Origin of the sequence: Flagellimonas flava (genome assembly GCF_900129665.1) — a bacterium.
Classification (GTDB): domain Bacteria; phylum Bacteroidota; class Bacteroidia; order Flavobacteriales; family Flavobacteriaceae; genus Flagellimonas; species Flagellimonas flava.
On sequence record NZ_FQWL01000001.1, the window covers coordinates 820908 to 845524 of the forward strand.

Annotated in this window: 25 protein-coding genes; 5 read left to right on the forward strand and 20 right to left on the reverse strand. The window is 40.7% G+C overall.

Going from position 1 to position 24617, the window contains the following annotated elements:
• Positions 1-2 precede the first annotated feature (2 nt).
• The 12 genes from BUC10_RS03755 to BUC10_RS03810 all read right to left on the reverse strand — a co-directional run bounded on the left by BUC10_RS03755 (position 3) and on the right by BUC10_RS03810 (position 8983).
• Positions 3-935: a carbon-nitrogen hydrolase family protein gene (locus BUC10_RS03755; RefSeq protein ID WP_073176542.1), complete on the reverse strand. Its 933-nt coding sequence runs from the start codon at positions 933-935 to the stop codon at positions 3-5.
• Positions 936-1050: 115 nt separating this feature from the next.
• A complete protein-coding gene (locus tag BUC10_RS03760; protein WP_073176543.1) occupies positions 1051-1422 on the reverse strand; it encodes a YybH family protein in 372 nt (123 codons plus the stop codon).
• Positions 1423-1539: 117 nt separating this feature from the next.
• Complete coding sequence (locus BUC10_RS03765; RefSeq protein ID WP_073176544.1) at positions 1540-1950, reverse strand: hypothetical protein; 411 nt, start codon at positions 1948-1950, stop codon at positions 1540-1542.
• Positions 1951-2075: 125 nt separating this feature from the next.
• Positions 2076-3068 carry a TlpA disulfide reductase family protein gene (locus BUC10_RS03770; RefSeq protein ID WP_073176545.1) on the reverse strand — a complete coding sequence of 331 codons (993 nt, stop codon included), beginning with the start codon at positions 3066-3068 and terminating at the stop codon, positions 2076-2078.
• A gap of 99 nt (positions 3069-3167) precedes the next feature.
• Positions 3168-3623 (reverse strand): DoxX family protein, encoded by a 456-nt coding sequence (locus tag BUC10_RS03775; RefSeq protein ID WP_073176546.1) that lies wholly within the window; start codon positions 3621-3623, stop codon positions 3168-3170.
• A gap of 64 nt (positions 3624-3687) precedes the next feature.
• The gene (locus BUC10_RS03780) at positions 3688-4254 is read right to left on the reverse strand and encodes a Crp/Fnr family transcriptional regulator (protein ID WP_073176547.1); all 567 of its coding nucleotides are present in this window, start codon (positions 4252-4254) and stop codon (positions 3688-3690) included.
• Between the two features lie 51 nt (positions 4255-4305).
• The gene (locus tag BUC10_RS03785) at positions 4306-5160 is read right to left on the reverse strand and encodes a CPBP family intramembrane glutamic endopeptidase (RefSeq protein ID WP_073176548.1); all 855 of its coding nucleotides are present in this window, start codon (positions 5158-5160) and stop codon (positions 4306-4308) included.
• 157 nt (positions 5161-5317) lie between these two features.
• Positions 5318-5740: a VOC family protein gene (locus BUC10_RS03790; protein WP_073176549.1), complete on the reverse strand. Its 423-nt coding sequence runs from the start codon at positions 5738-5740 to the stop codon at positions 5318-5320.
• A gap of 131 nt (positions 5741-5871) precedes the next feature.
• Positions 5872-6573 (reverse strand): hypothetical protein, encoded by a 702-nt coding sequence (locus tag BUC10_RS03795; RefSeq protein WP_073176550.1) that lies wholly within the window; start codon positions 6571-6573, stop codon positions 5872-5874.
• 73 nt (positions 6574-6646) lie between these two features.
• Positions 6647-7222, reverse strand: coding sequence for a Crp/Fnr family transcriptional regulator (locus BUC10_RS03800; protein ID WP_073176551.1), 576 nt, complete (start codon positions 7220-7222; stop codon positions 6647-6649).
• 189 nt (positions 7223-7411) lie between these two features.
• A complete protein-coding gene (locus BUC10_RS03805) occupies positions 7412-7840 on the reverse strand; it encodes a hypothetical protein (protein ID WP_073176552.1) in 429 nt (142 codons plus the stop codon).
• A gap of 114 nt (positions 7841-7954) precedes the next feature.
• The gene (locus tag BUC10_RS03810; protein WP_073176553.1) at positions 7955-8983 is read right to left on the reverse strand and encodes a PIN domain-containing protein; all 1029 of its coding nucleotides are present in this window, start codon (positions 8981-8983) and stop codon (positions 7955-7957) included.
• A 218-nt stretch (positions 8984-9201) separates the two neighbouring features.
• Here BUC10_RS03810 and BUC10_RS03815 point away from each other — a divergent pair, with 218 nt between their 5' ends.
• Complete coding sequence (locus tag BUC10_RS03815; protein WP_073176554.1) at positions 9202-9450, forward strand: hypothetical protein; 249 nt, start codon at positions 9202-9204, stop codon at positions 9448-9450.
• Between the two features lie 296 nt (positions 9451-9746).
• Here the strand turns inward: BUC10_RS03815 and BUC10_RS03820 are convergent, their stop codons facing one another.
• Positions 9747-10832, reverse strand: a complete 1086-nt coding sequence (locus BUC10_RS03820; protein ID WP_073176555.1) for a putative porin — start codon at positions 10830-10832, stop codon at positions 9747-9749.
• Between the two features lie 433 nt (positions 10833-11265).
• Complete coding sequence (locus BUC10_RS03825; RefSeq protein WP_073176556.1) at positions 11266-12765, reverse strand: S10 family peptidase; 1500 nt, start codon at positions 12763-12765, stop codon at positions 11266-11268.
• 250 nt (positions 12766-13015) lie between these two features.
• On the opposite strand from BUC10_RS03825, the gene BUC10_RS03830 reads away from it, so the two are divergent.
• A complete protein-coding gene (locus BUC10_RS03830) occupies positions 13016-13258 on the forward strand; it encodes a hypothetical protein (RefSeq protein ID WP_073176557.1) in 243 nt (80 codons plus the stop codon).
• Positions 13259-13270: 12 nt separating this feature from the next.
• Here BUC10_RS03830 and BUC10_RS03835 read toward each other — a convergent pair whose 3' ends face one another.
• A complete protein-coding gene (locus BUC10_RS03835; protein ID WP_073176558.1) occupies positions 13271-15136 on the reverse strand; it encodes a tetratricopeptide repeat protein in 1866 nt (621 codons plus the stop codon).
• A gap of 308 nt (positions 15137-15444) precedes the next feature.
• Between BUC10_RS03835 and BUC10_RS03840 the strand changes: the two genes are divergently transcribed.
• Positions 15445-17058 carry a thiol-activated cytolysin family protein gene (locus BUC10_RS03840; RefSeq protein ID WP_131819039.1) on the forward strand — a complete coding sequence of 538 codons (1614 nt, stop codon included), beginning with the start codon at positions 15445-15447 and terminating at the stop codon, positions 17056-17058.
• A gap of 139 nt (positions 17059-17197) precedes the next feature.
• Here the strand turns inward: BUC10_RS03840 and BUC10_RS03845 are convergent, their stop codons facing one another.
• The 3 genes from BUC10_RS03845 to BUC10_RS03855 are packed head-to-tail and all read right to left on the reverse strand — an operon-like array spanning position 17198 to position 21562.
• Complete coding sequence (locus tag BUC10_RS03845) at positions 17198-19369, reverse strand: endonuclease MutS2 (protein WP_073176560.1); 2172 nt, start codon at positions 19367-19369, stop codon at positions 17198-17200.
• A gap of 52 nt (positions 19370-19421) precedes the next feature.
• The gene (locus tag BUC10_RS03850; protein ID WP_073176561.1) at positions 19422-20024 is read right to left on the reverse strand and encodes a short chain dehydrogenase; all 603 of its coding nucleotides are present in this window, start codon (positions 20022-20024) and stop codon (positions 19422-19424) included.
• A 32-nt stretch (positions 20025-20056) separates the two neighbouring features.
• Entirely contained in the window at positions 20057-21562 is a 1506-nt protein-coding gene (locus BUC10_RS03855) for a YfcC family protein (protein WP_073176562.1), read from the reverse strand.
• A gap of 76 nt (positions 21563-21638) precedes the next feature.
• Between BUC10_RS03855 and BUC10_RS03860 the strand changes: the two genes are divergently transcribed.
• Together BUC10_RS03860 and BUC10_RS03865 are read left to right on the forward strand one after the other, a co-directional pair.
• Positions 21639-22304: a uracil-DNA glycosylase gene (locus BUC10_RS03860; protein WP_073177153.1), complete on the forward strand. Its 666-nt coding sequence runs from the start codon at positions 21639-21641 to the stop codon at positions 22302-22304.
• 83 nt (positions 22305-22387) lie between these two features.
• Entirely contained in the window at positions 22388-22792 is a 405-nt protein-coding gene (locus BUC10_RS03865) for a response regulator (protein WP_073176563.1), read from the forward strand.
• Position 22793: 1 nt separating this feature from the next.
• Here the strand turns inward: BUC10_RS03865 and BUC10_RS03870 are convergent, their stop codons facing one another.
• Positions 22794-23642 carry a substrate-binding domain-containing protein gene (locus BUC10_RS03870; protein WP_073176564.1) on the reverse strand — a complete coding sequence of 283 codons (849 nt, stop codon included), beginning with the start codon at positions 23640-23642 and terminating at the stop codon, positions 22794-22796.
• A 107-nt stretch (positions 23643-23749) separates the two neighbouring features.
• Positions 23750-24616 (reverse strand): nucleoside phosphorylase, encoded by an 867-nt coding sequence (locus tag BUC10_RS03875; RefSeq protein WP_073176565.1) that lies wholly within the window; start codon positions 24614-24616, stop codon positions 23750-23752.
• Position 24617: the final 1 nt, after the last annotated feature.

A 24617-nucleotide genomic window follows, 5' to 3' on the forward strand; every position in this document is an offset into this window, starting at 1 on the left:
TTTTACTCCGGGGTATTTTCTTCCTTTGTTGGAGGCTGGTTTACCACCTCAAACTTAAAAATGTCATTTCTGGAGTAGTGTCCGATGACATCAAAATCCAGCTTGCTTCGATTGATTTCCTCTAAATCCAATTCCGCGACCAAAACTCCGGCTTTGTCAAATAGGGGCCCCGCAATGATCTTTCCCAAAGGAGACACAATGACGCTGCCTCCCGGGCATAAATTTTCCGGTTCGTTTGTTACCAAAGATTGGTAGGTGTCCGGGTACATAGATTTGGTAAAGTATTGATTGCAGCCGAGAACAAAACAGCGCCCTTCCAAAGCAATATGTTGCATGGTCGCTGTCCATCCTTCCCTTGAATCCGCCGTGGGGGCAATATAGATTTCAACCCCTTTTTTATACATGGACATCCGAGCCAAAGGCATATAGTTTTCCCAGCATATAAGCCCACCAATTTTACCTATTTCCGTTTTAAAGGTGACGAGGGATTCCCCATCCGCCTCGCTCCAAACAATTCGCTCAGAACCCGTGGGCTTAATTTTTCTATGAACCCCTAGAAGACCATTCGTAGGGGAGATGTAGAGCATGGAACAGTACAGACTTCCGTTGGTGCTTTGCTTTTCTGTGACGCTGATCACCAAATAGACTTTTTCTTGTTTTGACAACTTTTCAAGTCTTTTAAGATCATCGCTTTCTAAGTCTATGCTATTTTTATAGTATTCCGAGTATAGCTTTCTTCCGTCGTCTGTCCTGCTTCCTATTTTGGCCCCAAATGAGAAGCCTCTGGGATAACCTGGTATAAACGATTCGGGAAAAACAAGCAGATCACAACCTTGCTTTGCGTATTTTTTGGTGAGTTGTTCCGCTTTGTCCATAGTTTTCTCCTTGTCAAAGAAAACTGGACTGTCTTGGATTAAACCTACTTTAACCTTCATCTATTGGTATTTAATGGCCAACAAAAGTTGATAGTCCCAATTTACAACAAGATACAGCCATTTATGGGCAAAGTGAAATGATTTTAAAGTAGGGAGGTAGCGCCTAAAAACTGTGTTACCTGCTTTTTCTTCCCAAATGCTCGGTCAATAATTTCCATCTGGCACCTTCCTTTATCAAGACGGAGGTCCCAACCCCATTTCCGGAAACCGATTTTCCATCTATGATTCCGGTCCAATAAAATTCGAACAAATAAACTGCATAGGTTTCATTCCTTACCAACCACTCAACATTTTCAACGCCATATTTTTCATTCTTGATGGTCTGAAAATTTTTCTCAAATGCTTTTTGAACATTGGCTTTCCCCATGTGCACCGTTCCATCGGAAAAGGTAACACCGACATTTTCGGACACTAAAGGCTCAACGGCCTTCCAACTTTGGGTTCCCAAAGCGGTCTCGTAGGCAGCAATAAATTCTTCTGGACTCACTTTTTGTTAAATGTAATTAACCGATTCGGCCTTGACTTCTTTAGATAGATCAAAGGTAGTTGACCCTTGAGAGGGAATCTTGTCGTATCGGAGGAAATCAAAACCGAATGCGGTACGCTATTGTTTGGTGAAAAATTCTACAAAGGTCATATCTTCCCTGCCCGAATTATCCGTATACCGCCTTTTATGGGTCATTTTGAGCTTCTCGCCAACCATTTCATAGGTTATGGCGCTCTCTGCAAAGTCCGATGTCCAAATAAGGTCAAAGGATTGGGTTCCATCTTCAACCTCTTCTAACACTTTTTCTCCCCAGTTGCAGGCTGTAGGTTGACAATCGCCCCACATTTGGACTAACAGGCCTATTTCTTCATAAGCAATTTCGCACTTGGAGACCATGGTTTTCTGTTTCTTGTCGTTGACCCATTCCCCAACAAAATCGTTGTTCCAGATGATTTTAGAAGTAGTGTCGGTTTGTGGAGACTTGATAAAGCACAGAAGTGCTACCGCGGTACTGATCAGTAATTTCATGGTGTTTTATTTAGCTATAACTATTTGCGCAAGTTGAGTCTTGCATCAGATTTCGGGTTACAATTGTTAATATGGTTTTAGATAAACGATTTATTACCTAAAATCTTGTGGGAGGCGGAGTGAAATTAATTCAATAGTTCAGCTAACTTTTGATTAAGTTTTTCTCCATACAAATCCCGAGCAATTATATCCCCGTTCTCTGAGATCAAAAAGTTGTCCGGAATACCATTAACTCCGTAAATAAGTGAGGCTTCATTAGCTCGTCCCTTCAAATCACTTACATGCTCCCATTTTAAACCATCGTTTTCAATAGCTTTAATCCAGTCTTCTTTTTTTTCGTCCAACGAAACGGCAAATATTTCAAATCCTTTCGGGTTATATTCTTCATATGTTTTTACCAGATTTGGATTCTCCTTGCGACAAGGCCCACACCAAGAGGCCCAAAATTCGAGCAAAATGATTTTACCTTGTACATCTGACAATTTTTTCGGAATATCATTTTGATTTCCCATCTCAAAATCTGCAAACTGTTCGCCAACCTTTAGCTCTTTGTTTAATTCAATATATCGTTGAATTTTTTCTCCGTACCCTGAATTCTTATTTTCTTTAGAAAATTTATTGAAAAGCTCTTGAGTTGTTTCTTTCCCCCAAGCATTTGAATAAACGGATAGTATATATGCGCTAACCACACTATTGGGGTTGTCCCTAACAAATTCTTTTTCTTTTTCCGTTCGTTCTTGTCTGGGTAGGGAGTCTATTTCCTGGAAGAGTTTATAGCTTAATTTTTCAGGCGCTGAACCTGACACCGTGGCGTTTCTAAAATCAGTTTTGGTTGCATCAAAAGTCATGGGATTATCCTCCACCCATAAAAATCGATATTGTGAGAAGTCCGAAGTTCTTAAAATTACTTGAGCGGGATAATTGGATAGTTTCGTTTTAAAGACAAAGGAGTTATTTTGAACTGAGGTGGAATCAATCACATTGTTTCCCACTGCCAAATATATGGTTGTCCCATCTTCGAACCCGTTTGTTGTTCCATTTAAGGAGAACTCAGGTTTTACTTTTTCGCTACATGAAATTATCAGCAAGGTAATTATCCAGAAAATTATTTTTTTCATTCCTATCTTTTTTGGTCATGATCTGAACTTAGCGTTCTTTGTTCACAAAGAAGCTAGATAGTCTGCAAGATACAATCTTTCCGGAGTGAAGCTTTTTAACTACAGCATCCGAATGGAACTGACATAGGCCCAAACAATAAACAGGAATTGCAATGGAATTCTAAACCATAGATAGGAAAGACCATTCCCATCAAATGTTCCTTTTTGGTAGTTTACCTGGTGTATTGCAGCATAAATATTAGCGGGTAACATCAATATCAGAAAGATGATCAAGGCCCATCCGCTCACCACTTTTACCTTAGGAATAAGCAAGCCAATTGCCAAAAGGATTTCAAAGAGTCCGGTAAGGTGGACAAGGCTTGTTTTGAATGGAATAAATTGCGGGATCATCATGGACATCCCTTTGGTAAATGCAAAATGCCCGATTGCCGTAAAACATAGCATTATTGACATGGCTATTCTTGCCGATAAGGCAAAATCATATTCCTTGGTAAGAATTCTTACCGCAAAAATCGCAATCACAAAGCTTGATACTAAAACGAGTAATGGTTTCATGTTGTCTTCCTTTAATTCAGTTACAAAGTTTATAAATGATCTTAGGATGGACAATGAACCCAAGTTAAGTAATTCGCCTCCGTATCCTGCTCAAGGCTTGTGGCGTTACCCCAATATAGGATGCAATGTATTTTAGCGGAATCTGTTTCAATAATTTGGGGCGTTCCCGGAACAGGTCCAAATACCGTTCCTCTGCCGTTTTGTGGAGTAAGGAAATTTCTCTTTTGGACTTTATCAAAAACATGTTTTCCGCCATTCTTCTGCCAATTACATTTCCGCTTTCGGTTTTCTTATAGACCTCTTGCAGGTCTTGGAATGCTATTCGCCACAGAGTTGTGTTTGTCAGCGTTTCTATTTGATAATGGGAGGGTGTTTGGGTGATAAAGGAATCATAAGCAGTAACAAATTCGTTCTCGAATAAAAAACCAAAAGTCAATTCACTTTCTTCTTTGGGAATATAGAAACGCACAATCCCTTCGGAAATAAAGGACAGGTAGTTCTCAACTTCGCCAATTCTTATTAGGGCAGTGTTTTTCTTTACGGTTTCCGTGCGCAGTTTTGAAGAAAAGAAGTTCCAATCGGCACCGTTCATGGGATATATAGTATCTATGAACTTTTTAATCTCTTCCATGCTGTACTTTAATTTACGCCTAAGGTTCTTGGTTGTGGTTTCTTGGTGTTTTTACAGCCACTGTAGTTTGCGTTTTTCTATTCTATTCTTTTGTATGGACAATTTTAAAAATAGAACACATACCATGAGTAGTAAAGTTATGGACAAAATTGAATCCTCTATGCCAAAGTCACTTCCTATCAATAAAATAGGCCCATCAAAATTGGAATTGATTATAGGTTCTTCTTCCGTTCCGGAGAGATTGGAACCATAAAATGGCTGTGCGAAGTTCCATCCCAAATGAAACGCAAAAGGTAACCACAGCCGTTTTGTATAGGTGTACATTATGCTATGGGCAAAACCAAAAGTCAACAGTAATAGAACCGACAATAATGTAACATTGTCGTTGAGCAAATGTGGTACCGTGAAAATTATGGATATTATCAGCAAAGCCAAATAAGTTCCCAACCACTTTTCCATAATCCTATAAATAATGAGTCTGAAAAAAACTTCTTCTATTAAAGCCGCAATTACCAGAAACGAAAATGGCGCCAATAGATATGAAAAACCAGAGATACTGTCAACTGTGTAGTAGCCTAATACATAAAGTGTCAATATAACCATCGATAAAACGGAGAATCCGAACAGAAAACCTCCAAACAATTCTGTTTTTAAGTTGGTTTTGGACAGTTCTTTGATCTCTCTTTTTTCATACACTTTGAAAAAATAATAGTAGGTTAATAGAAGAACAATTACAGAAATATAATTTACTATAGTATCACCAATTGACTTGTTGTCGATTAGGCTACTTACCAAAGGCTTTGAAATTAAGTTTTGGATTCCGATAAGTACGCCAAGACATATTGAAATTCCTAAAACTATTTTGATCAAGGGAAAGTGAAGTACTTTTTTTAGGGTAAGTTTCATTACTAAAATTTGGGTTTGTTAAATAAGCAAAAACGGTCTCGGTTGTGCTGTTTTACTTCTAGCTAAGCTAGCCTCCCCAGAAGATACTCCTGTGTTGAGCCCACCGAAGTGATTTTGCTGGAGCTAGGGTAATTATAGCCATTGTTCTATTCAGCTTTTAAATCTCGGGATCATAACAAACAAATTCAACAATATTTGATTCTGGATCCTTGATAAATATAGATTTCCATTTAACCCATTCAAATATCTTGGTTACATACTCTATTTTATTCTTTTTACATAGGGTCAGTATTTCTTCATAGTCCAGTAATTCGATTTCGAGAGCGAAATGATGTAATGTGGTATTCTCTGGCATTAAAGCTCGCAACTCTTCATCAAAGGCAGATAGATTATTCTTTGCAAATAATGCCAAGGTCTGGGTATGGCCTCCGACACCCTCTGTAATTTTGAAGAACGTATAATCCTCAGATTCATGCATCAATTCAAATCCTATAGTTTTCAGATAGAAATTTTTCATCAATTCCATATCATTTACGCGCAGGACTACTTCTCCCAGGCCCCTAATTTTATGTCCAATCATATCTTATTTTCAAATTGCATACAACGGTCTTTGCTATGTTTTCTTTACTTATGTAAAGCCATAGTAGCCTACAAGATACAATCTTTCGGGAGCGGGGGAGGGGATTTTTAGAATTAGGTAAGAACGGGCAATTACCTCTGGACATTGTTAGCAGCAGTATTGTTTCGAAACTCCAACAAAATTTTTATGCTCTCTAAATGTGAATAAAGAACAATGGGTACAATTACGGCAGGTAGCCAAACGAAAGGAAAGTAAGCTACACCAACATTGGGTTGGTCGAATGCCAATTGCTGAATTGGGGTTTCAGCACTTAAAAAAGCTATGGTCAAAATATTGACTAACAATCCCAAACAAATGAAATTCCATAGTAGAAGCCCCTTTTTTCCAATCCATTTTTTCACAAACACGGCATAATAAATTATGGGTGCTGAAATACCCGAAAGAATATCATAGTTATAGCCTTCAAAAGTCATTAAATCTGGTATAAAACCTGCTATGAAAACATAGTACAATACTATTTCTACAGGAACTCTTATGGTGTGTACTAAAGTCAACCATTTCAGATTGTGCCCATTGCCAACGATATTGTTTTTGGTAAGGAAAAAATGGACGATAACGAAAAGGATGCCGGGAAGCAAAAGAAAAACAAATCTTGGGGGTATGGCATTTTGAACTCGGTAAAACCCTAAATATCCCAAGACCCCAACTACCGCCATCCAAATGAAGATACCTACAAGCTGCCTTCCACTTTTATGCGCTTGATAAAAACACCACAACGTAACCAAGGTTGTGACCATAAAAAGTATTTCGATTGAAGTAGAAATTTCTGCCATCACTAGTAAACTTTACTGCAAAGTTCAATGCGTGGGATTAAAATCCACTTGACAAAAGGCAAGAAGTAAAAATCTACATTTTTTTTCGCAACCTGCTCAAAGTGCTGTCGGTAACACCTAAGTAAGAGGCAATGCACTTTAGTGGTGCATATTGCAGTATTTGGGGTTTTGTGCTTAAAAGGTTCTGATATCGCTCTTTGGCGGTACGATTTATCATCCCATAATTTCTTCCTTGGGAAGCAATAAATTCCTTTACCAAAATGGCTCTTCCAAAGTCTCTGAATGCAGGTTTGGTATGAAATAGGGTATTTAATTCCTCATAAGAAATTCTAAACCCTTTGCATTTTGTAATGGCCTGAATATAGGCCTCTGAACGAATCCGATTAAAGAATGAGGTAATTTCAAATACAATATTGTCTTCCGTAAAGAAGTCTATAGTAATTTCTTCACCTTCCAAGTTGTAGAGAAAAGTCCGCATTAATCCACGCTCCAAATAGAGGTAATCATCGCTTACTTCATTCGCTCTTAGCAAATAGTCTTTTTCCTGGAACTCGATCGGATGAAATGTGTTTGCAATTTTTTCAGCATCATCTTTTGAAATTTTGACCACACTTAAAATAAAGTTTACCAACGATTCTCTATTGTTCATTTTGTCATATTACAGCGGTCTCGGTTGTATTTTCTTTATTTGTCTAAACCTAAAGCAGCCCATAAGATACAACTGCACTGAGCCTGCCGAAGTAATCTTGCGGGAGCGGGGGCTCCGTTTCTAAATCAACTCCAAGATATTCTTTGCAATATCTAAAAAGAGATAGTGCTTTCACCGAATAGTATGGGATTAGGGTGTTTGGTTTTTGATCAAATATAGCGTGTCTCGACGTCCTAGGGTATCTAAAACTATTTTTCTCAAATACTCGTACTCAAAAAAAATCTCATTTTTGTTTGGATCTTTTGCAGAAAACTTCACTTTAAAAATGCGCCCAATTTTTATCCTTTCAGGATGATTTTTTGTCGATGTTCCAAAATAATCCTTCCCCAGATACCCAAATTTATATTTGTACACGGGACCACTAAAATTCCCCACTCGCATGGACGTTACATTATAAATAACCCCATGAGTTTCCGCCTCATTCGCATGTATCTCTGAGTAGTAATTGACATAAACCGAGATTCCAAATACTAAAATGGCAACTCCAAGAGCCCAAGAATATTTTTCCCACAATTGTATCCCCTTTAAGAAAGTATCAATATAGTTTCTATGCTTCATTTATGTTCAATGCATTGGTCCTAGCTATTTTTTGGCTATTGTCAAAGTTAGGCTTTATATACCTGCACTGAGCCTGCCGAAGTGATTTTGCGGGAGAGGCGGAACGGTGGAACCTCAATTATAAAAGTCCAAACCTGTTTCTTCCACAGCAAAGGAGTCATCACAATCGACAATACTTCCCGATGCAATAAAAAGATAAATAATTGTACCGAAACCTACCTCTCTATTGAAATGTTGTTCTTTATCGTTCTCAAACTCTATTTCAGCATCGCCAAGTAGATGAACTTCAATTCCATAGTTTTCTATGCCATCACGTTGAAAAACATGAAATTCTTCAATATCAGTGTTAAACCTTGCCCATAAAATATCCCAATACTCCAAATTGTTGTTATCTACATTACGGCGGTAATAATATTCATAAAAATAAGCTGGATCTATCCCATTTACTGCCCTTTCCGCACCACTTTGTATCCTGTCCCAATCAATATTCTCTATAATCCATTCTTTCGTTATAAAATCGATTTTAACCGCTATTTCTTTTGTGAATGCACTTAACGAATGGTACAATTTTAAAGTGGGCCTTAATTCCTCCAATTCGTGATAAAGATCTGGGTGCAAATCAGTGTTATCCTTATTGGAAAAATCTTTGATGTTTCCGGTTATAAAAGAAACTTCAAATTCAAAATTACGTTCTTTTAGATAGTCTATGATAGAAAGCCAAAGGATTGCATCTCTAAATTCTTCACCTTTTGTTGAAATTGGCTTTATTCTTTGTATTGACCTTTTAACTAATTCAGGGAGGAAAATGTTTCTGTATTCAATTGTTTTAAGGTGATGGTCAAACTTAAGCTTAAGATGGGAAATGTAATCGCTAACAAGGGATTCGATATCTAAAGTTTCCTTCTCAAACTGTTTAGGATTTGTTAGTAGATTATTTAGACTCTGTCTACTTTTATTTAAATTGTCAAGTCTTGTTTTAAGTTCTTGCCTATAAAGTTCCGATAATTCTTCCCAAACAATAGTCGGTATGAGGATTGTAGAATTGGTTTTTTTACAAAAATCTAGAAAAACCCGAAAGTTATGCGACACCAAAAGAAAATCACTTCTTAAAATGTTGGTATCAAAAACAATAGTCCTTCGCATTGATGATATTTAATTTTAAGTTTCAAGCCCCTACTTTATTCACCTGTAACATTAAAAACTAAGTTCCCCGAAATTTCCTTCACTTCCAAGCGGTTTTCCGTCATAGTTATTAGGAGTTATCAACTTGCTGTCACTTTCTATTTTCTAAGAAACTGTATATTTGAAGCGTCAACACATTTTGAGAATCTCGCAATGCGTAACTTTCAAAATATGAACTTATGCCTAACGGAAAAAGTCATAAGCGATGTCCGCACTGCAAAGCGGTCTTAACGCCGCTTAGCCCGGCACAAACCCAACTCTTGGATTTTATCAATCCCCTAGATGCCCCAGATTTGGTGCATTCCCTTAAACACATCCATAACATAGCGCTGTACCACTCCGAAGGCCCCTTGGACGACCCTGAAAAAGTGGCCCTCTATTGGATGAAAGGGCTTTGGGAACGGATAGCCGAAATTGAAAATGGATAATTGACAGTCCAAGTAATTTTAAATTTTTGATTTTGGTTCTCGATACACTTCCGACTTCGTCGGAACCACTCGAACTGACATTTGGCTCTTGAATTTGAGCTTGAGTTTTGCATTTGGACTTGAGTTTGAGCTTTAGGTTTAACAATCGACGTCATTTCGAGTGGATTTTTCGGAACGGAAAATTTGTATCGAGAAATGGTTATGGTGCCATTGGACAAATGGGTTCTCGACTGCGCTCGAACTGACATTTGGCTCTTGAATTTGAGCTTTGAATTTGAGCTTTGAATTTGAACTTCTTAAAACCTCACATCAATATCAAAACGGATTCGGCTGCCGGTTTCCAAGGCTGGGCCCAAGGGAACCAACTGCTCCACAAAATAGTATTTGGTGGTAAGGCTTATGTTCTTGTGAATCGAATGGCTGGCCACCAATTCTATACCCTTAAGGTTGGTGAGTCGGCCATCCGGGGAGTCAAAGGCGGAGTAGTCCCATCGGGCCCAATCGTTCTGTGCCAAAAAGTCAACGGCTGCATAGCGTTGCAACCAGGCATAGCTGGCCTTAAAGAACCAGTCCTTTTTTTGTTTTAGACCTCCGTAGGCTAAACCCAAGACCCAACCCGATCGTTCATCTTTAAAATCTTCGGGGATAGATTCCAACGTGCCGTAGTCTTGGATGTTTTGGTATAGGTCCAGTTCCATGGAAATCCCCGGGTGGTCCAGAAGCTTTACCCGTGACCCTAGGTGTAAAATGGTATAATCCAACACAAAGGTATCTGCACCATCAGGAATATTGGGCACATTTTTAAATAGATAGATAGACGGAAACAGCTCCACCTGTTTCTTTGCAAACGAACTGTAGACCTGGTACCCTTGAAAATAAGCATCTTGATCAAAGGACTTGCCCGAGGTGGAAATGATAAAATGCCCTGCTTTTAGTTCCAAAAGGTCCAAAACCCCGGATTGAAACGAAAAACCCTTGCTCAAAGCAACCCCTTCTGGGAACACATTGTCGCTCCAAAAAAGCTCGTTACTCTTAACAAAAGGAAAGGAGTTTTTGCCCAGCCAGAACATAAAGTTGGACCATTCACCCTTAAAGTAGGCTTTTTCCAGGGCGATGGGCAGGGTGCCAAATTCCCGAAAGTTATCACCTAAGGTGAGTTGGGGGTCCTGCTGTTTTCTGGGGTTTCCCGTACGGATGCGCAGACCGACTTCGTACCAGTCGTCCTCGTAGGTAACCCCAACCCGTGCTCGGTATCGGAGCCGTGAGCGGTCATCCCTAAAACTGCCGTCGGATTTTTGGGAATTCCAGTCCTGTTCTGCCCTAAAGCGAAAGTCGGCCGCAAAATCCAATTTGGACAAAAGCGAATCTACCTGGGCCTGCATTGGAAATGACAATAGGCCGGTGCAAAACAGAAAAACTAATGTCCGCTTCAAATTGTGGTCCGGGTTGGTTGTTATTGGTGTTCCGTTAGATTATGTTGCTAAGCTCGTGGAATGTCAGCGTTCAATAAAGAACAAATGTCATGTTTTAGCATTTTATTTTCCAACTTTTTGAGTTGATTTCCCAAGTTGAAAGGGCCAAGGATACCGCAACACTGAATTTGAACTTGAGCTTGAGTTTAACAATTGGCGTCATTTAGAGTGAATTTTTCGGAACGGAAAATTTGTATCGAGAAATGGTCATCCTACCATTGGAACCACCTGGTTCTCGATACAGTTTCCTTCGGAAACCATTTGGTTCTCGATACAATTCCAACCTTGTTGGAATCACTCGAACTGACATTTAGCTCTTGAATTTGAGATTGAGTTTGAACTTTTAGTTAGAAGTCTGATCAATAAACTCGTCCACATCCTTTTTAAACTTGGCCATGGAAGGAATATGGGTGTACATCATGTGGCCGGCCTCATAGTATTTCATGATGATGTTCTTTTTGAGTTCGGCATCCAATCCCATATGGTCTATGGAACGTTCCACGCCGTAAAAAACGGTTGCAAGATCGTAGTAGCCGTTCAAAATCAGGATTTTTAGGTCCGGATTGCGTTTCATGGCGGAGGTCATGTCCGGCAGGGTGGTCACGGCCACCTGCATGTTCCAAATGATGTTCCCATTGTGATTCCAGTCCCATTTGAAGCCTTTACGGGTGCTGGCGGTTGTGGTGTAGCTCAAATCCTTTCGCACCTTAAGGTCGTTGTACAGATAGTCTTTAAAGGCGGCAATATAGGGTGGAGAAATAGCATCACTTTGAGGGTCGGTCAAGGAGTTTTGCGATAATAAATCCTCATTTACACCTGTGAACCTTGAGTCTAAACGACCCACTGTAAGTCCCTTATCCCTAAGGAGTTCCTGAAAATATTCTCCATTCGTAACCCGTAGGTCGGCCTTGAGATAGAAGTCTTGGCTCAGCCCGGAATAATCGGCCAGCTTTTGGGCCACTGCATTTCGTTCGGCAGCGCTCAATTGGTCGCCCTTGAGCAGGGCAGGAGCATACTCGTTTTGGGTAAAGGCACGTACTTCGTCCAAAAAGGCCTCCAAACTTTCCCCTTTGTTTTTTACTTTGTTGTGATACCAGGCCGTTGCTGCATAGGTGGGATAATGAATAAGGTAAGCGGTATCGTCTCCAGGTCCAAATAGCAAATGTTGTAGATCAAAAACGGCGGATACCATGATTACCCCGTTCATGGCAATGCCCTTGTCTTGCAAATGTTTTACCAATCCCGCATTTCGGAAGGTACCGTAGCTTTCGCCCAACAAATACTTGGGTGCGTTCATTTTGCCGCTTCGGATAATGAATTGCTCTATGAACAGACCAATACTGCGAATATCTTGGTCCACGCCCCAGAAGTCCTCCCACTTGGCATCGCCAATGGGTTTGCTAAAGCCTACCCCTACGGGGTCTATCATGACCAAATCGGCCTTGTCCAAAATGGAATATTGATTGTTCACCACCTTATAAGGAGCTGGCTTGGTATAGGCGGGATCATTGATTTCTATACGCTTTGGCCCCAAGACCCCAAAATGTAGCCAGAAGGAAGCGGACAAAGGCCCTCCGTTAAAGGCAAACACAATAGGCCTGTTGGTGGCATTTGTTTTTCTGTAGTGGGTAAAGCCAAATAGGGCGATGGGCTTGTCGTTTTCGTCCCGGAGCTGCACCGTTCCAGTTTCTGTGGCCAAGGATATCGTCTTTCCATTGATGGTAACCGATTGGGTGGAGCTAAAAATTTCCCCATCAGGGATTTCCTTTTTGGTTGTTTTTTCTTGTGCAAAGCATGGAAATGCAAGGAAAGCCAGGACTAGGGCAAAAGCCAATTTTTTCATGAGGTTGGGTTGTTTTGATTTGACCTCAAAATAAGACTAAAAATTGATTTAATGTGGTTTTCAAGAGGGTATTTAAGAAAGTGTTCAGGTCCATGTCTTTGTCCAACTCCAATTTCCTTTTCAGGCGGTATTTGGACTTTAGGAAACCACCGTGTATTAGATTTTATGGAAAAAAGGTTCAGATAAATTCGGAAAAACTAGTAAGAATAACCTTATAAATTGATATATTCAGCCAGTTAAAACTTCAAAAATGAAAAAACTATTTTATTTGTCGGCCATAATGTTTGTCTTTGCTTCGTTTGTAGCTTGTACAACGGAAAGCATGGAAGAGGCAGAAAATCTTCAGGTTTTGGAGGTTCAATCATCTTCTTCAGCTACCAACAGTTCTTCAAGGCCAAATTCAATGAGAAGTAGTGGTTCCTCATCGCGACCTATGAGCGCACAAAGTAATGTCAGCAGCAATAGCAGGGTGCAAACCATGAAAAGTAATTAAAGAGATCAATTCTTAAAGGGTATTTAAAAAACTGCTTAAATCCATTTCCTTGTCCAATTCTAATTTCTTTTTTAATCGGTATTTGGACTTCAAGATACTGTCTGGCAATACATTTAACGTAGCTGCAATCTCCTTGGTGGTAAGGTTCATCCGTAAAAAGGCGGCAAGACGAATTTCTTTTTCTGAAATATCAGGATAAAGGGTCTTTAGTTTTTGGTCAAAGTCGTTATGGACTTCGGAGAAATAGGATTTAAAGACCTCCCAATCCTTGTCGGAGGCATTTTGCTTTTTAAGGAGCATGACGATGCGCCGGAACTCCATCTTGAACTTTTCCGGAGAGTTTTTAAGGCTTTCCAGGTTTTCTTTGAGCTCTTGGATAAAGGTATTCTTTTGCACCAAATGCAAAGTTTGGCTGGTCAGTTCTTTTTTCTTGTGCTCAATTTCCTGTTTGTATATTTCCTCTTGTTTTTCCCGAGCTATTTTGTTCTTTTTGATGCGTTGTCTAAAACCAAATACCAAAAGCCCTGAAAAGGCTAGGGCAGAGGCCATACCGCCGGCATAGAGGCCTTTGGTGAGTTTGTCCACCTTTGCTTTTTCGTTTAGGGTGTTGATTTCTTCTTCCTTCTTTTCAGTTTCGTAGATAGTCTCCAATTCCTCAATTGCCTTGGTTTTCTCAATAGAGAACAGACTGTCCTTGATTTTTTGCGAAGCGACATAATCTTCAAAGGCCGATTTGTAATTGCCTGCATTAACATATGCTTTGGACCTGTAACCCAATGCATGTTTAAGTTCATTGGAAATCTTAAGGGAGTCGGCCAAACGCACAGATTTGTCCAGATATTCTATAGCTCTTTTATTATTACCTAAAAGTGAATACGTTAAGCCTACATGATATAGTTCCAGTACATAGTTTAAAGAAGACTGGTCATAAGTGTTGATCTCGCCTGCTTTAGTGAAATAGTTCAGCGCTTCTTGGTAGTTCCCATTTTCCCTTTGAGCATATCCAATGTTGAAAAGGGCATTTGCCGCAGCTTCAGGAAAGTTAAATTCTTGACTGATTTCAAAACTTTCATTAAAGTATTCAATAGCCTTATAGTAATCCTTAAAGTAAATATAAACATTGCCTATATCATTGAGAACATGGGCACTATATTGGTTATCTGAAACTTCCCTGTAAATTTCATAGGCATTTGTAAAATTTTCTATCGCCTGATTAAAATCTTTTTGCTGATAGTTGAGCTTTCCAATATTTCTATAGACGTCACCCCTTCGGTAAACTTCCCTATCTATAGTATCTAATACTTCAAGGGCCTTCTTAAACGAGTTCATCGCATTCAAATATTGTCCGAGCTCATAATAATTGTTACCATTGGTATTTAATGAAACACCATACCTAAGGAAGTCTTTATTGTCCCACGAAATTTGTGTTACAGAGTCCATTAGTCGTATGGCATTCCTATAGTTACCTTTATCACCTTCAATTATCGATAGATTGGACAATGCTCCAGCAACGTTATCTTTTAAGTCATGTTGGGAAGCTAAATCAAGGGTTTTTTGAAAGTGAAGCGTTGCAGAATCCATTTTTCTTATGGTGAAGTAGTATCCACCTAGGCTAAAATTTCCAATGATCATGCCCAATGGATATGAATCACCTTCAGAAAGGGAGATAATTTCCAAAGCATACTGTTTCCCTTTTTCTGAATCCAGATAACTTGCGGTTTCATATAATTTTTCTAAAGTGGAAACTTTGGATGCAATTTCTTTTTGACTTTTTAAAACGGTATGTAAACTGTCGATACGCTTTTGACCCTGCAGCTGAGAAAATGTAAAAATTGGCCAAAACATGATAATCGTAAAAAGAGTTATCTGTTTTTTCATGGAATGATGATTGTTTTACCAAGATACCAATTATATCATTTACCAAAATGCTCGATTCCAGAGGGTGAAAAGTGCTTGTCCATAAAAAGTCCATGAAATTATCCAATTCACAAAAATCAATAAAGCTCATTAAGTGCTGATTTTATTGATATTCACAGGTATTTTTAGCTTTTGGTAAAAACCTGCTGTCCATGGTGGTTTTCAATGAAATCCATGCTGCTTGTCCATACTTTGTCCATGGTGAAAATTAGGGATGGGCGTTTTTCTCCTCTAGGTTTAGGGTGTTGAATCCTAAAAACCAAAAAGTTATGAAAACAAAACACCAAGCCTTAAGGGTATTTATGATAATGCTGGTAAGTGTATCGTTATTAGGTGTAATTTCCTGTGGTAGCGAAATTGAGCCTGTTGAACCACCAGTTGAAACCGGTGGAGGAGAAAACCCTGAGACTGAGACTCCAGAAGAGCCAACTCCTGAACCAGAAAACAATCAAGATCTTGATGCAATCAATGAGGCAATAGCTAACTTAAGCTATGATCCCGAACAAATTTTAAATGTTCAAAGCACCACCGGCACGGTGCCGACCAATGACCGAACCAATAAAAATACCGATTTGGGTTGGGTTACAGAATGTAGAACTATTGACTATAATATCCGTTCAAACTTTGAGGACGTAGTGGTCTTTGATCCAACTATAGGTGTAATTTACCCCGGAGCGTTGGTCATTGGAAATGGAGAATTATTGAATGGAGCTCCATTGCCCTTGCAAGTTTCCAAGGCACCGACAAAACTTAGGGTAGATTTACCCGGGATAGGAGAGGGCGGCAATATCACCGTGGATGATCCCACCTTTCAGAATACACAGGCGAGCATTGATGAGGCTCTGGAATATTGGAATTCCCAAATCCAACCTCAGGGTTATGAAATAGATGCGGACACTTATTTTGAGAAAACTACCGCATATAGCAGGGAACAAATGAGCCTTGATCTGGGTGTAAGCACCGAATGGTCCAAAGGGTCATCTTTTGAATCTCAATTTGATTATACAAAGACCACAGAGAAAAGAGTAGCTACGTTGTTGTATAGACAGGTTTTTTATGATGTGGTCATGGAAACCCCGGAAAGTCCTGCTGCCGTTTTTGGCAATGATGTAGATTTGGCAACGGCTCAGTCCATTCTTTCCAATGAAAATCCACCAGCCTATGTCAGCTCGGTGCAGTATGGAAGAATTATTATGATGCGCATGGAAACTACGGATACGGAAACCGATGTAAACCTAGAAGCTGTTTTGGAATATAAAACCGCTAAAAAAGGCGCTACTGTTGAAATTAATGCGGAGTATGAGAAAATCATCAAAGAATCGACCATTAATGTGGTGACTATCGGTGGAAACGCACAAGTAGCCACTGAAGTAATCACTGGTAGTGAAATAGAAGAAGGTAAAGGAGGTCTTAACTATGTCATTTCAGAAGGAGCGCTCTATAGTCGTGATAACCCTGGAGCACCAATTGGTTATACCGTAAAGTATTTAAAGGATAACAGAATTGCGAAAATGGGGTATAACACCGACTACCGTGTTGAAAAATGCACCACATTTGAGTATGTCCATAAGAATGCAAAGCTTAGAAAAGAGATTCTGGTGGATGTACGATTCCGATTCTCTTACAAAGTGAAGGGCACGCAGACGGTAAAAGAGACTGAATGGGAAAAAGTGGATAAACAGAACATATTCTTTAGCATGGCCCCACCCAAGGGCGCACATGATGTCACGATTCAATTCCAGTTCTGGGACCTGGCTTGGAGAACCCTTGGGGAAAAAAAGCTTGGGTATTTGGATAAAGAATATTGTTATGAGGCCTATTGTTCCAAGCGTGTTTTAGGTCTCTGCACTGAGTACACGTTCCAGAGTGTAAATTGTAATTAGGACAAGATAATGCAAGCAGTCGGCCGCTCAGGTTGGGTTCAACAACTTGATGCCGGCTGTTCTTTTATTCTAATTGTCATTCCGCACTTAATGTGGAGTCCAATAAAGTTTCCTGCTTTCGCGGGAATGACACAAGGGTTTATTTTTTAGCTTCGACCAACTCTAACTGGTCCACACTCACCTGGGTGGTGAACATCCCATAATTGACAACGGCCTTTCCTTTTTCCAGAGTGTCGATGCTGCCCACTGCCTTTCCATCCTGCATACGAACACGGTCACCAATTTTGAAAACGGGTCTAGGTTTGTTCTTTTCCTTTTGGACGGATTTTTTCTTCTCTACCTTTTTTTCCTGGCGGACCTTTACGATTTTCTTTTCCAACTCTTGTGCTACCTGTTTTTTCTGTGCTTGTTTGGCCTTGGCTTGCTTTGCGGTTGTCTTTTTCCGTTTGCTGTTCTCGGTTTCCACAATGCGAAGGAGCTCAGAAATCAAGGGCCTTTTTTTGTTGTCGATGAAGTAACGTTCGGCTGCAGTGTTGACCTTATCGCCCAAATGGATCATTCGTTGGTTATGGTCATACAATTCCTGATAATTCTCCAATTTGGATTTGATCTTGGCATTTAGTTTTTCCAAACGTTCTGCTTCTTCACGGGCTTTTGTCTCTTCATCTTGTAGTCTAGAGCCCGTCTGCACCATCTTGGAGCGTTCTTTTTGTAATTTGGCAATGGTGGCATCAAAGCGTACCTTACCTCGCTCAATTTTTTTCTTCGCCTTATTGATCAGGCTATAGGGAATCCCATTTTTTTGGGCTACCTCAAAAGTGAACGAGCTTCCTGCTTCGCCCAGAATCAACTGAAAAGTAGGCTCCAAAGTCTTGGAATTGAACAGCATATTGGCGTTGGTGGCATGTGGCAATTCGTTGGCCAGTGCCTTTAGGTTGGCATAATGGGTGGTAATGACCCCATAGGCCTCACGTTCATAGAACACTTCCAAAAAGGCCTCTGCCAAAGCTCCTCCTAATTCAGGATCACTCCCTGTCCCAAATTCATCGATAAGGAACAGTGTTTTGCTGTTGCACTTTTTGAGGAACTGGTTCATGTTCTTCAATCGATAGCTGTAGGTGCTGAGATGATTTTCAATCGATTGGTTGTCCCCAATATCCGTCAAAATTTTATCGAACAAACAAACGGAACTTCTTTCATGAACGGGAATTAACAGCCCAGATTGAAGCATTACTTGAAGTAGTCCAATGGTTTTAAGGGTAATACTTTTTCCTCCAGCATTAGGTCCTGAAATGACAATAATCCTATTCTCCTTGTGCAACTGAATGGTCTGGGGCCAGGTTTTTTCGTTTTTAAGCTTATTCGTCAAAAACAACAAAGGATGATAGGCATCCCTAAGAAAAAGTTCCTTTTTGCTATTGATTTCAGGGAGTAGGGCATTCATTTCATCAGCATACTTGGCTTTGGCGGCGGTGACATCAATGTGGGTAAGGTAAGCTTGTTGAAGCTTCAACAAATAGGAGTGGGGGCGTATTTCATTGGTCAATTGGTTGAGGATACGTTGGATTTCCTCTTTCTCCTCAAACTCCAGATTGTTCAGTTCCCTAGCATAGGAAAGGGTGGCTTCTGGTACAATGTACACAATGCTTCCCGTCTTGGAGCTGCCCATAACAGTGCCTTTGACCTTTTTGCGGTGCATGGCCTTTACGGCAAGTACCCTTCGGTTTTCCACTACAGATTCTCGGATTTCATCCAGAAAGTCCTGACCTTGGTATCGCCCCAGAGCGGCAGCAAAGCTTTGATTGATTTTGCCGCGCACCTCATTGATTTGAATTCGGATGCTTTTTAACTCATCAGATGCGTTGTCCCTGATTTCCCCAAACTTATCAATAACGGCATCAATTGCAGCCGGAATTTGCGGCTGGAGTTCCAGTTCATGGGCATAGGAGGACAGTAACGGATAATATTCCTTGAATTTTTTAAAGAATTTCTGATGGATTTCGGCCGTTTTGCAAATGGCTCCAATTCGTCTGAAACCTTGCACTTCCAAGGTGGTATTTTCAATGTCTAATAACTTAAGTTCCGCATTGATGGTATCAAAGCTATGGTTGGGAATGCGATTATCATTGGAAAAGGAGGCTAGATATTCCGAGGTCTGACCCAAAACGGCCATGAGGGTATCCAAATTCTGGATGGGAGCAATGTTAATCGCCCCTGCCTTTCCCAATTCGGTATTGCATCGAGCCGCAACCTGTTCAGTTACGACTGGGAATTCTAAATCTTGGAGGGTTTTGGGATGAATGTGTTGCATTTTCGTTTCCTAGCCCGGCAAAGATAGGGAAAGCACCTGTTGACAAAGGGCTTTAGTTGTAGGTTCTGAAAACTTTTCCATTTTCTTTTCCCATAATACTTTTCACATAAGTGTCCACTGCCTTCCGCATGGATATAGGTGTATGGCCAGGAAAGTAGTCCTTGTAGCGCTCATAGGCATCTTCCACCAGTCCCAAGGAAACCACGTTCAGTCTGTATTTGCCGTTTGTCTCCAGGGCAGCTGCCTGTACAAAACTATGAATACCCCCGTTGACCATGGCAGCGCTGGCCGTCTTCACTACGGGGTCATCCGCAAGAATACCTGCGGAGAGCGTAATGGAACCCCCTGGGTTCAAAGCATGTTGCCCAACTCTGACCAAATTGACTTGTCCCATGAGCTTGCTCTTCAGGCCTATATAATAATCTTCTTCGGTTAAAGCGTCAAAGTCCGCCCATTTGGCTTCTCCTGCAATACAGACAATAGCATCAAACTTCCCCGCTTGAGAAAACAAAGCTTCAATAGAACCGCTATCTGCAATATCAACCATAAAATCCCCTGAAGTTCTGCCCGCAATCATCACTTCGTGATTTTGATTAAGATATTCCGTAACTGTCTTTCCAATGGTACCCTTGCCACCTATGATGAGTATTTTCATTTTATTATGCTGTTTATTTTTAGTCGAAATTATTAAAAATAAACACCAATCGTCAACATTGCCATTGCTAAAATTGCCAGCAGTAAAACTAGGGGCAAAGTAAAGCGAAGCCATTTATCGTACCCTACGTTGACCAAAGCCAGGGATGCCAAAATAATTCCCGTGGGGTTAATGAATTTAAAGAGTCCAACCCCATATTGGTAAGCGTTCACCATAATTTCCCTACCAATGCCAACGCTGTCCGCCAAGGGCGACATGATGGGCATGGTCAAAACCGCCATTCCCGAGGAAGAGGGGATAAAAAAGGTTAGGCCGCTATACATCAAAAATGTGACGTTGATGAACAAGCCTTTATGCATTCCTGTAGTAATTTGGGTGGCATAATACAATAGAGTGTCGCTCACCTGACCATCTTCCATTAAAACGGTGATTCCTCTCGCAATCCCAATAATGAAGGCAACACCCAACAAGTCCTTGGCCCCGTTCATGAACTCTGTCACGAATTTTTTTTCGTTAATTCGAGCTATGACCCCAATTAGCAAAGCGGCTGCTAGGAAGGCCGAGGTCATTTCCAGAAACCACCAACCCAATTGCGAAACCCCATACACCATAATGAAAAAGCAGCTTGCAAATATGATCAGCACCAATCTCAACTTTCCGTTCAGCTTGATGGTTGCTGCGGTGTTGGACAGGGAAAACAGTTGGGTTATTTCCTCCAATTGGTCATAGATAAGCGAGTGGGAGGGATTCTTTTTGACCTTATTGGCATAGCGGATGATATAACCGATACAAAGCACCAATCCCAAAAGCAGCATGATAAGCCTACCGTTTAGTCCTTCCGTCCAGTTGATTCCCGCTGCATCTGAGGCAATGATGGTGCTGAACGGATTTATGGTTGAAGCTAAAGTACCAATGGAAGAGCCAATATATATAGAGGCTATGCAGACCAAAGCATCATAGCGGGCAGCCAAAAAAATGGGGATTAAAATGGGGTAAAAGGCTATAGTTTCCTCTTCCAAACCAAAGGTTGTTCCCCCTAAGGCCACAAGAGTGGTCACCATAATAATAAGAATAAATTCCCTGCCCTTTAGTCTTTCTGCCAGCCAAGCAATCCCGGCTTCAAAGGCTCTGGTGGCGTTTACAATACTGATTAATCCGCCAATAATGAGCACCAAAAGTATAATGTCTGCTGATTGCATAATACCTTTAAGTGGGGCTTGAATGAACCCCACAAAACCTTGGGGGTTCCCATCGAGCTTCATGTAGGTATCGGGAATACTGATGGGTTTGGAAATGGCACCCTCCTTAAACTTCTCTACTGGGATTTGGATGTGCAGGTTATCTAGAGTCTCCTGCGTTGCGGGAAGCTCCGTTTGCACCGAACGGCCTAACTTTAGAAATACATTGGCATTTGCATCGTACGACAATCGGTCATATTGCCCGGAAGGAACTAGCCAGGTCAATATAGCTACAACACCTGCAATAATAAACAGAACCGTATGTGCAGTGGGAAATTTGAATTTTTCGAGGACACTCATGCTAGGAGGATTTTTTAAGAACGACCGAAAGATATTATTTTTAGTTTTATCCGCTAAAAGCAAGCATAAGGAAGGCATGAACGTAACTATAGAACCCAGTTGGAAGGCGAAATTGGAAAATGAGTTTGAGCAGCCTTATTTTCAAAAGTTAACGCAATTTGTGAAACAGGAATATCGAAACCACACTTGCTACCCAAAAGGACAGGATATTTTCGCCGCTTTTGACCACTGTCCATTTTACGGGACCAAGGTGGTTATTATTGGGCAAGACCCTTATCATGGCCCCGACCAAGCCAATGGTTTATGTTTTTCTGTTAAGGACGGTATTCCCCATCCACCTTCGCTGGTCAACATTTTTAAGGAAATCAAGACAGATGTGGAACAGCCCTATCCCAAGAGCGGAAATTTGGAACGTTGGGCTCAACAAGGAGTGTTATTATTGAATGCCACTTTGACCGTTAGGGCTCATCAGGCGGGAAGTCATCAGAAAAAGGGATGGGAACAATTTACAAATGCGGTTATCCGAACAGTTTCCATGCAACAGGAAGGTGTTGTTTTTCTGCTCTGGGGAGGCTTCGCTAAGAAGAAAGCTTCGCTTATTGATCAATCAAAACATCATATCCTTACTTCTGGTCATCCATCCCCCTTAAGTGCCAACAGAGGACTTTGGTTTGGGAACCAGCATTTTAGCAAAACAAATCAGCTTTTAGCCCAGATGGGCAAGCCGTTGATAAGTTGGTGAATTAATTCTTTGGGTACTTTGGCAAAAATATAAGGTAAATTCTTACGTTTACATAAATAACTCCATACGAAAATTCTGATACGTTGCGCAGACTGAAATCGGTTTTACTTGTTGATGATGATGAAACCACCAACTTCCTGAATAAGTTTTTTCTAAGACAGTTGGATAATAATTTGGTGGTGAATACGGTTGAAAATGGGAAGGAGGCCATCGATTTTTTGACAACGGCTGCCCCCGAAGAAACCTTACCTTGCTTGTTGATTCTTGACACTAACATGCCCGTAATGAACGGTTGGGAATTTTTAGATTCCTATGAGGCACAATTTGATGATCGATTAAAGAAAAACGTGGTCGTAGTCATGTTGACTGCTTTGGACACCGAAAAAACAACAGCTTTAGCCATGTCAAACCCGAATGTAAGGGATACTGCACAGAAACCGTTGTCGGACTTAAAGTTTAGAGTGTTGATTAACAAGCACTTCTCCTGAGTCAACCATGAAAAAAGGTGCTTTCTGGTTTTACATCTTCTATTAACCCCAAGCTTAATAAACGTTGTTGTACGTTATTCAAAATTTCCGGAGAGATTTGGGAATTGCCCCAATTGGTTTTGGAAAGCCAGTCCTGAATATCTTCCAAGCGCTGACCATATCTATTGGCTAATGTCCGATCTATACTGGGAATCCGTTTGAATTCGGAGGTATATGTATTGATTACTTCCAAGATATGATCCACCAAACCGGGATTGGTGGCTAAAAACTTTTCATTTGCAGCAACCATAAAACAGGGCCATGGGGTAGCATAATGCCCCAATCGTTTAAATATGCCTTGTTCCACCAAAGGTTTGGTTGTAAAGTATTCCCAAAGAAAATAGGCATCGGAACCATTACTAAGGCTTTCAATGGCGCCTTGCAGGTTGTTGATGATATCGAACTGTAGTGTTTCCGTATCCCAATTTTGATCCTGGGCATGCACATAGGCCATCAGGTGGCTCCCACTGCCCATTCTACTGATAGCCACCGGGTCGTTCTTTAATTGGTCAATGACTGAACGCTTGCTATTCGCAGCTACATGAATGCCCCAGAGCAGGGGAGAGGAGACATATTCTTGTATAATTTTGGCACCTCCTTCCAAGGCGATACTTTTTACAATACCCTCGGTCAGTACAATAGCCAAATCCGTTTCATTATTTTGTAGCATTTTGCACATTCTGCCCGTACCTTCAGGGATATCTGTCCATTGTAAGTGCAAGCCACGTTCCTCAAAAGCTCCTTCATTTATGGCCATATGCCAGGGAAGGTTAAAGTGTTCCGGTACACCAACAATTCTAACTTTTTTCATTCAATTCGCTCTTCAAATAGTCAATTATTCCATAGTGGGACCAAATTAGGCTTTTCTCCGGAATTTAACTCTTCCCGGGATTAGCTATTGAGGTCGCAAAAAAGGGCTTATCCAAGTTTCTTCAGGGCAAAACGAATGAGACTATCCACAGTATGTAAGGCTTTTTTTGAAAATTCACCCGTGGCCCTATTGGCGAGGATTGCATTTAGTGAAATTGCCCGGTGTCCATGTAATTTGGCCAACCCATAGATTCCCGCCGTCTCCATTTCTAGGTTTGTAATATGCTGATTTTGGTATGAGAACGACGCCAATTTTTCATTGAAATCGGAAATGCGGGGCTTTAGCCGTATGCTTCGTCCTTGCGGACCATAAAATCCTGAATTAGTGGCAGTTATACCAAATCGTATACGATTATCGGTAAATTTATCCTTGAGGGTGTTGTCGCAATCAAAGGCATAAGGGGTAATATTTTGTCCACTCCAGCCCAAGAACGAATTGAGTTCACCTGCCAGTTGATGATTGTCTTGTTGTCCAGTGTCATAAAAGTGCAAAAGTCCCTCAAAGCCTATGGCCGAATCGCTCAGTAGAAAGGAATCAATTGGGATGTCAGCTTGTATCGCACCAGATGTACCAATCCGTATAAAATCCAAAGCTGTAATTTGCTCTTTAACTTTTCTGGTTGTAAAATCTACATTGGCCAAGGCATCCAATTCGTTGAAAACAATGTCAATATTGTCCGTTCCAATACCTGTCGAGATAACGGTCAGTCTTTTTCCGTTAAGTGTACCGGTGTGGGTCAGAAATTCTCGTTTCCCCTTTTTAATTTCAATGGAATCGAAATATTTGGAAACCTGAAGAACCCTATCAGGGTCTCCAACGGTGATAATAGTCTGGGCAATGTCTTCTGGTAGAAGGTTCAGATGGTAGATACTGCCGTCAGGATTCAGAATCAGCTCTGAGTGGCCCAATGCCATA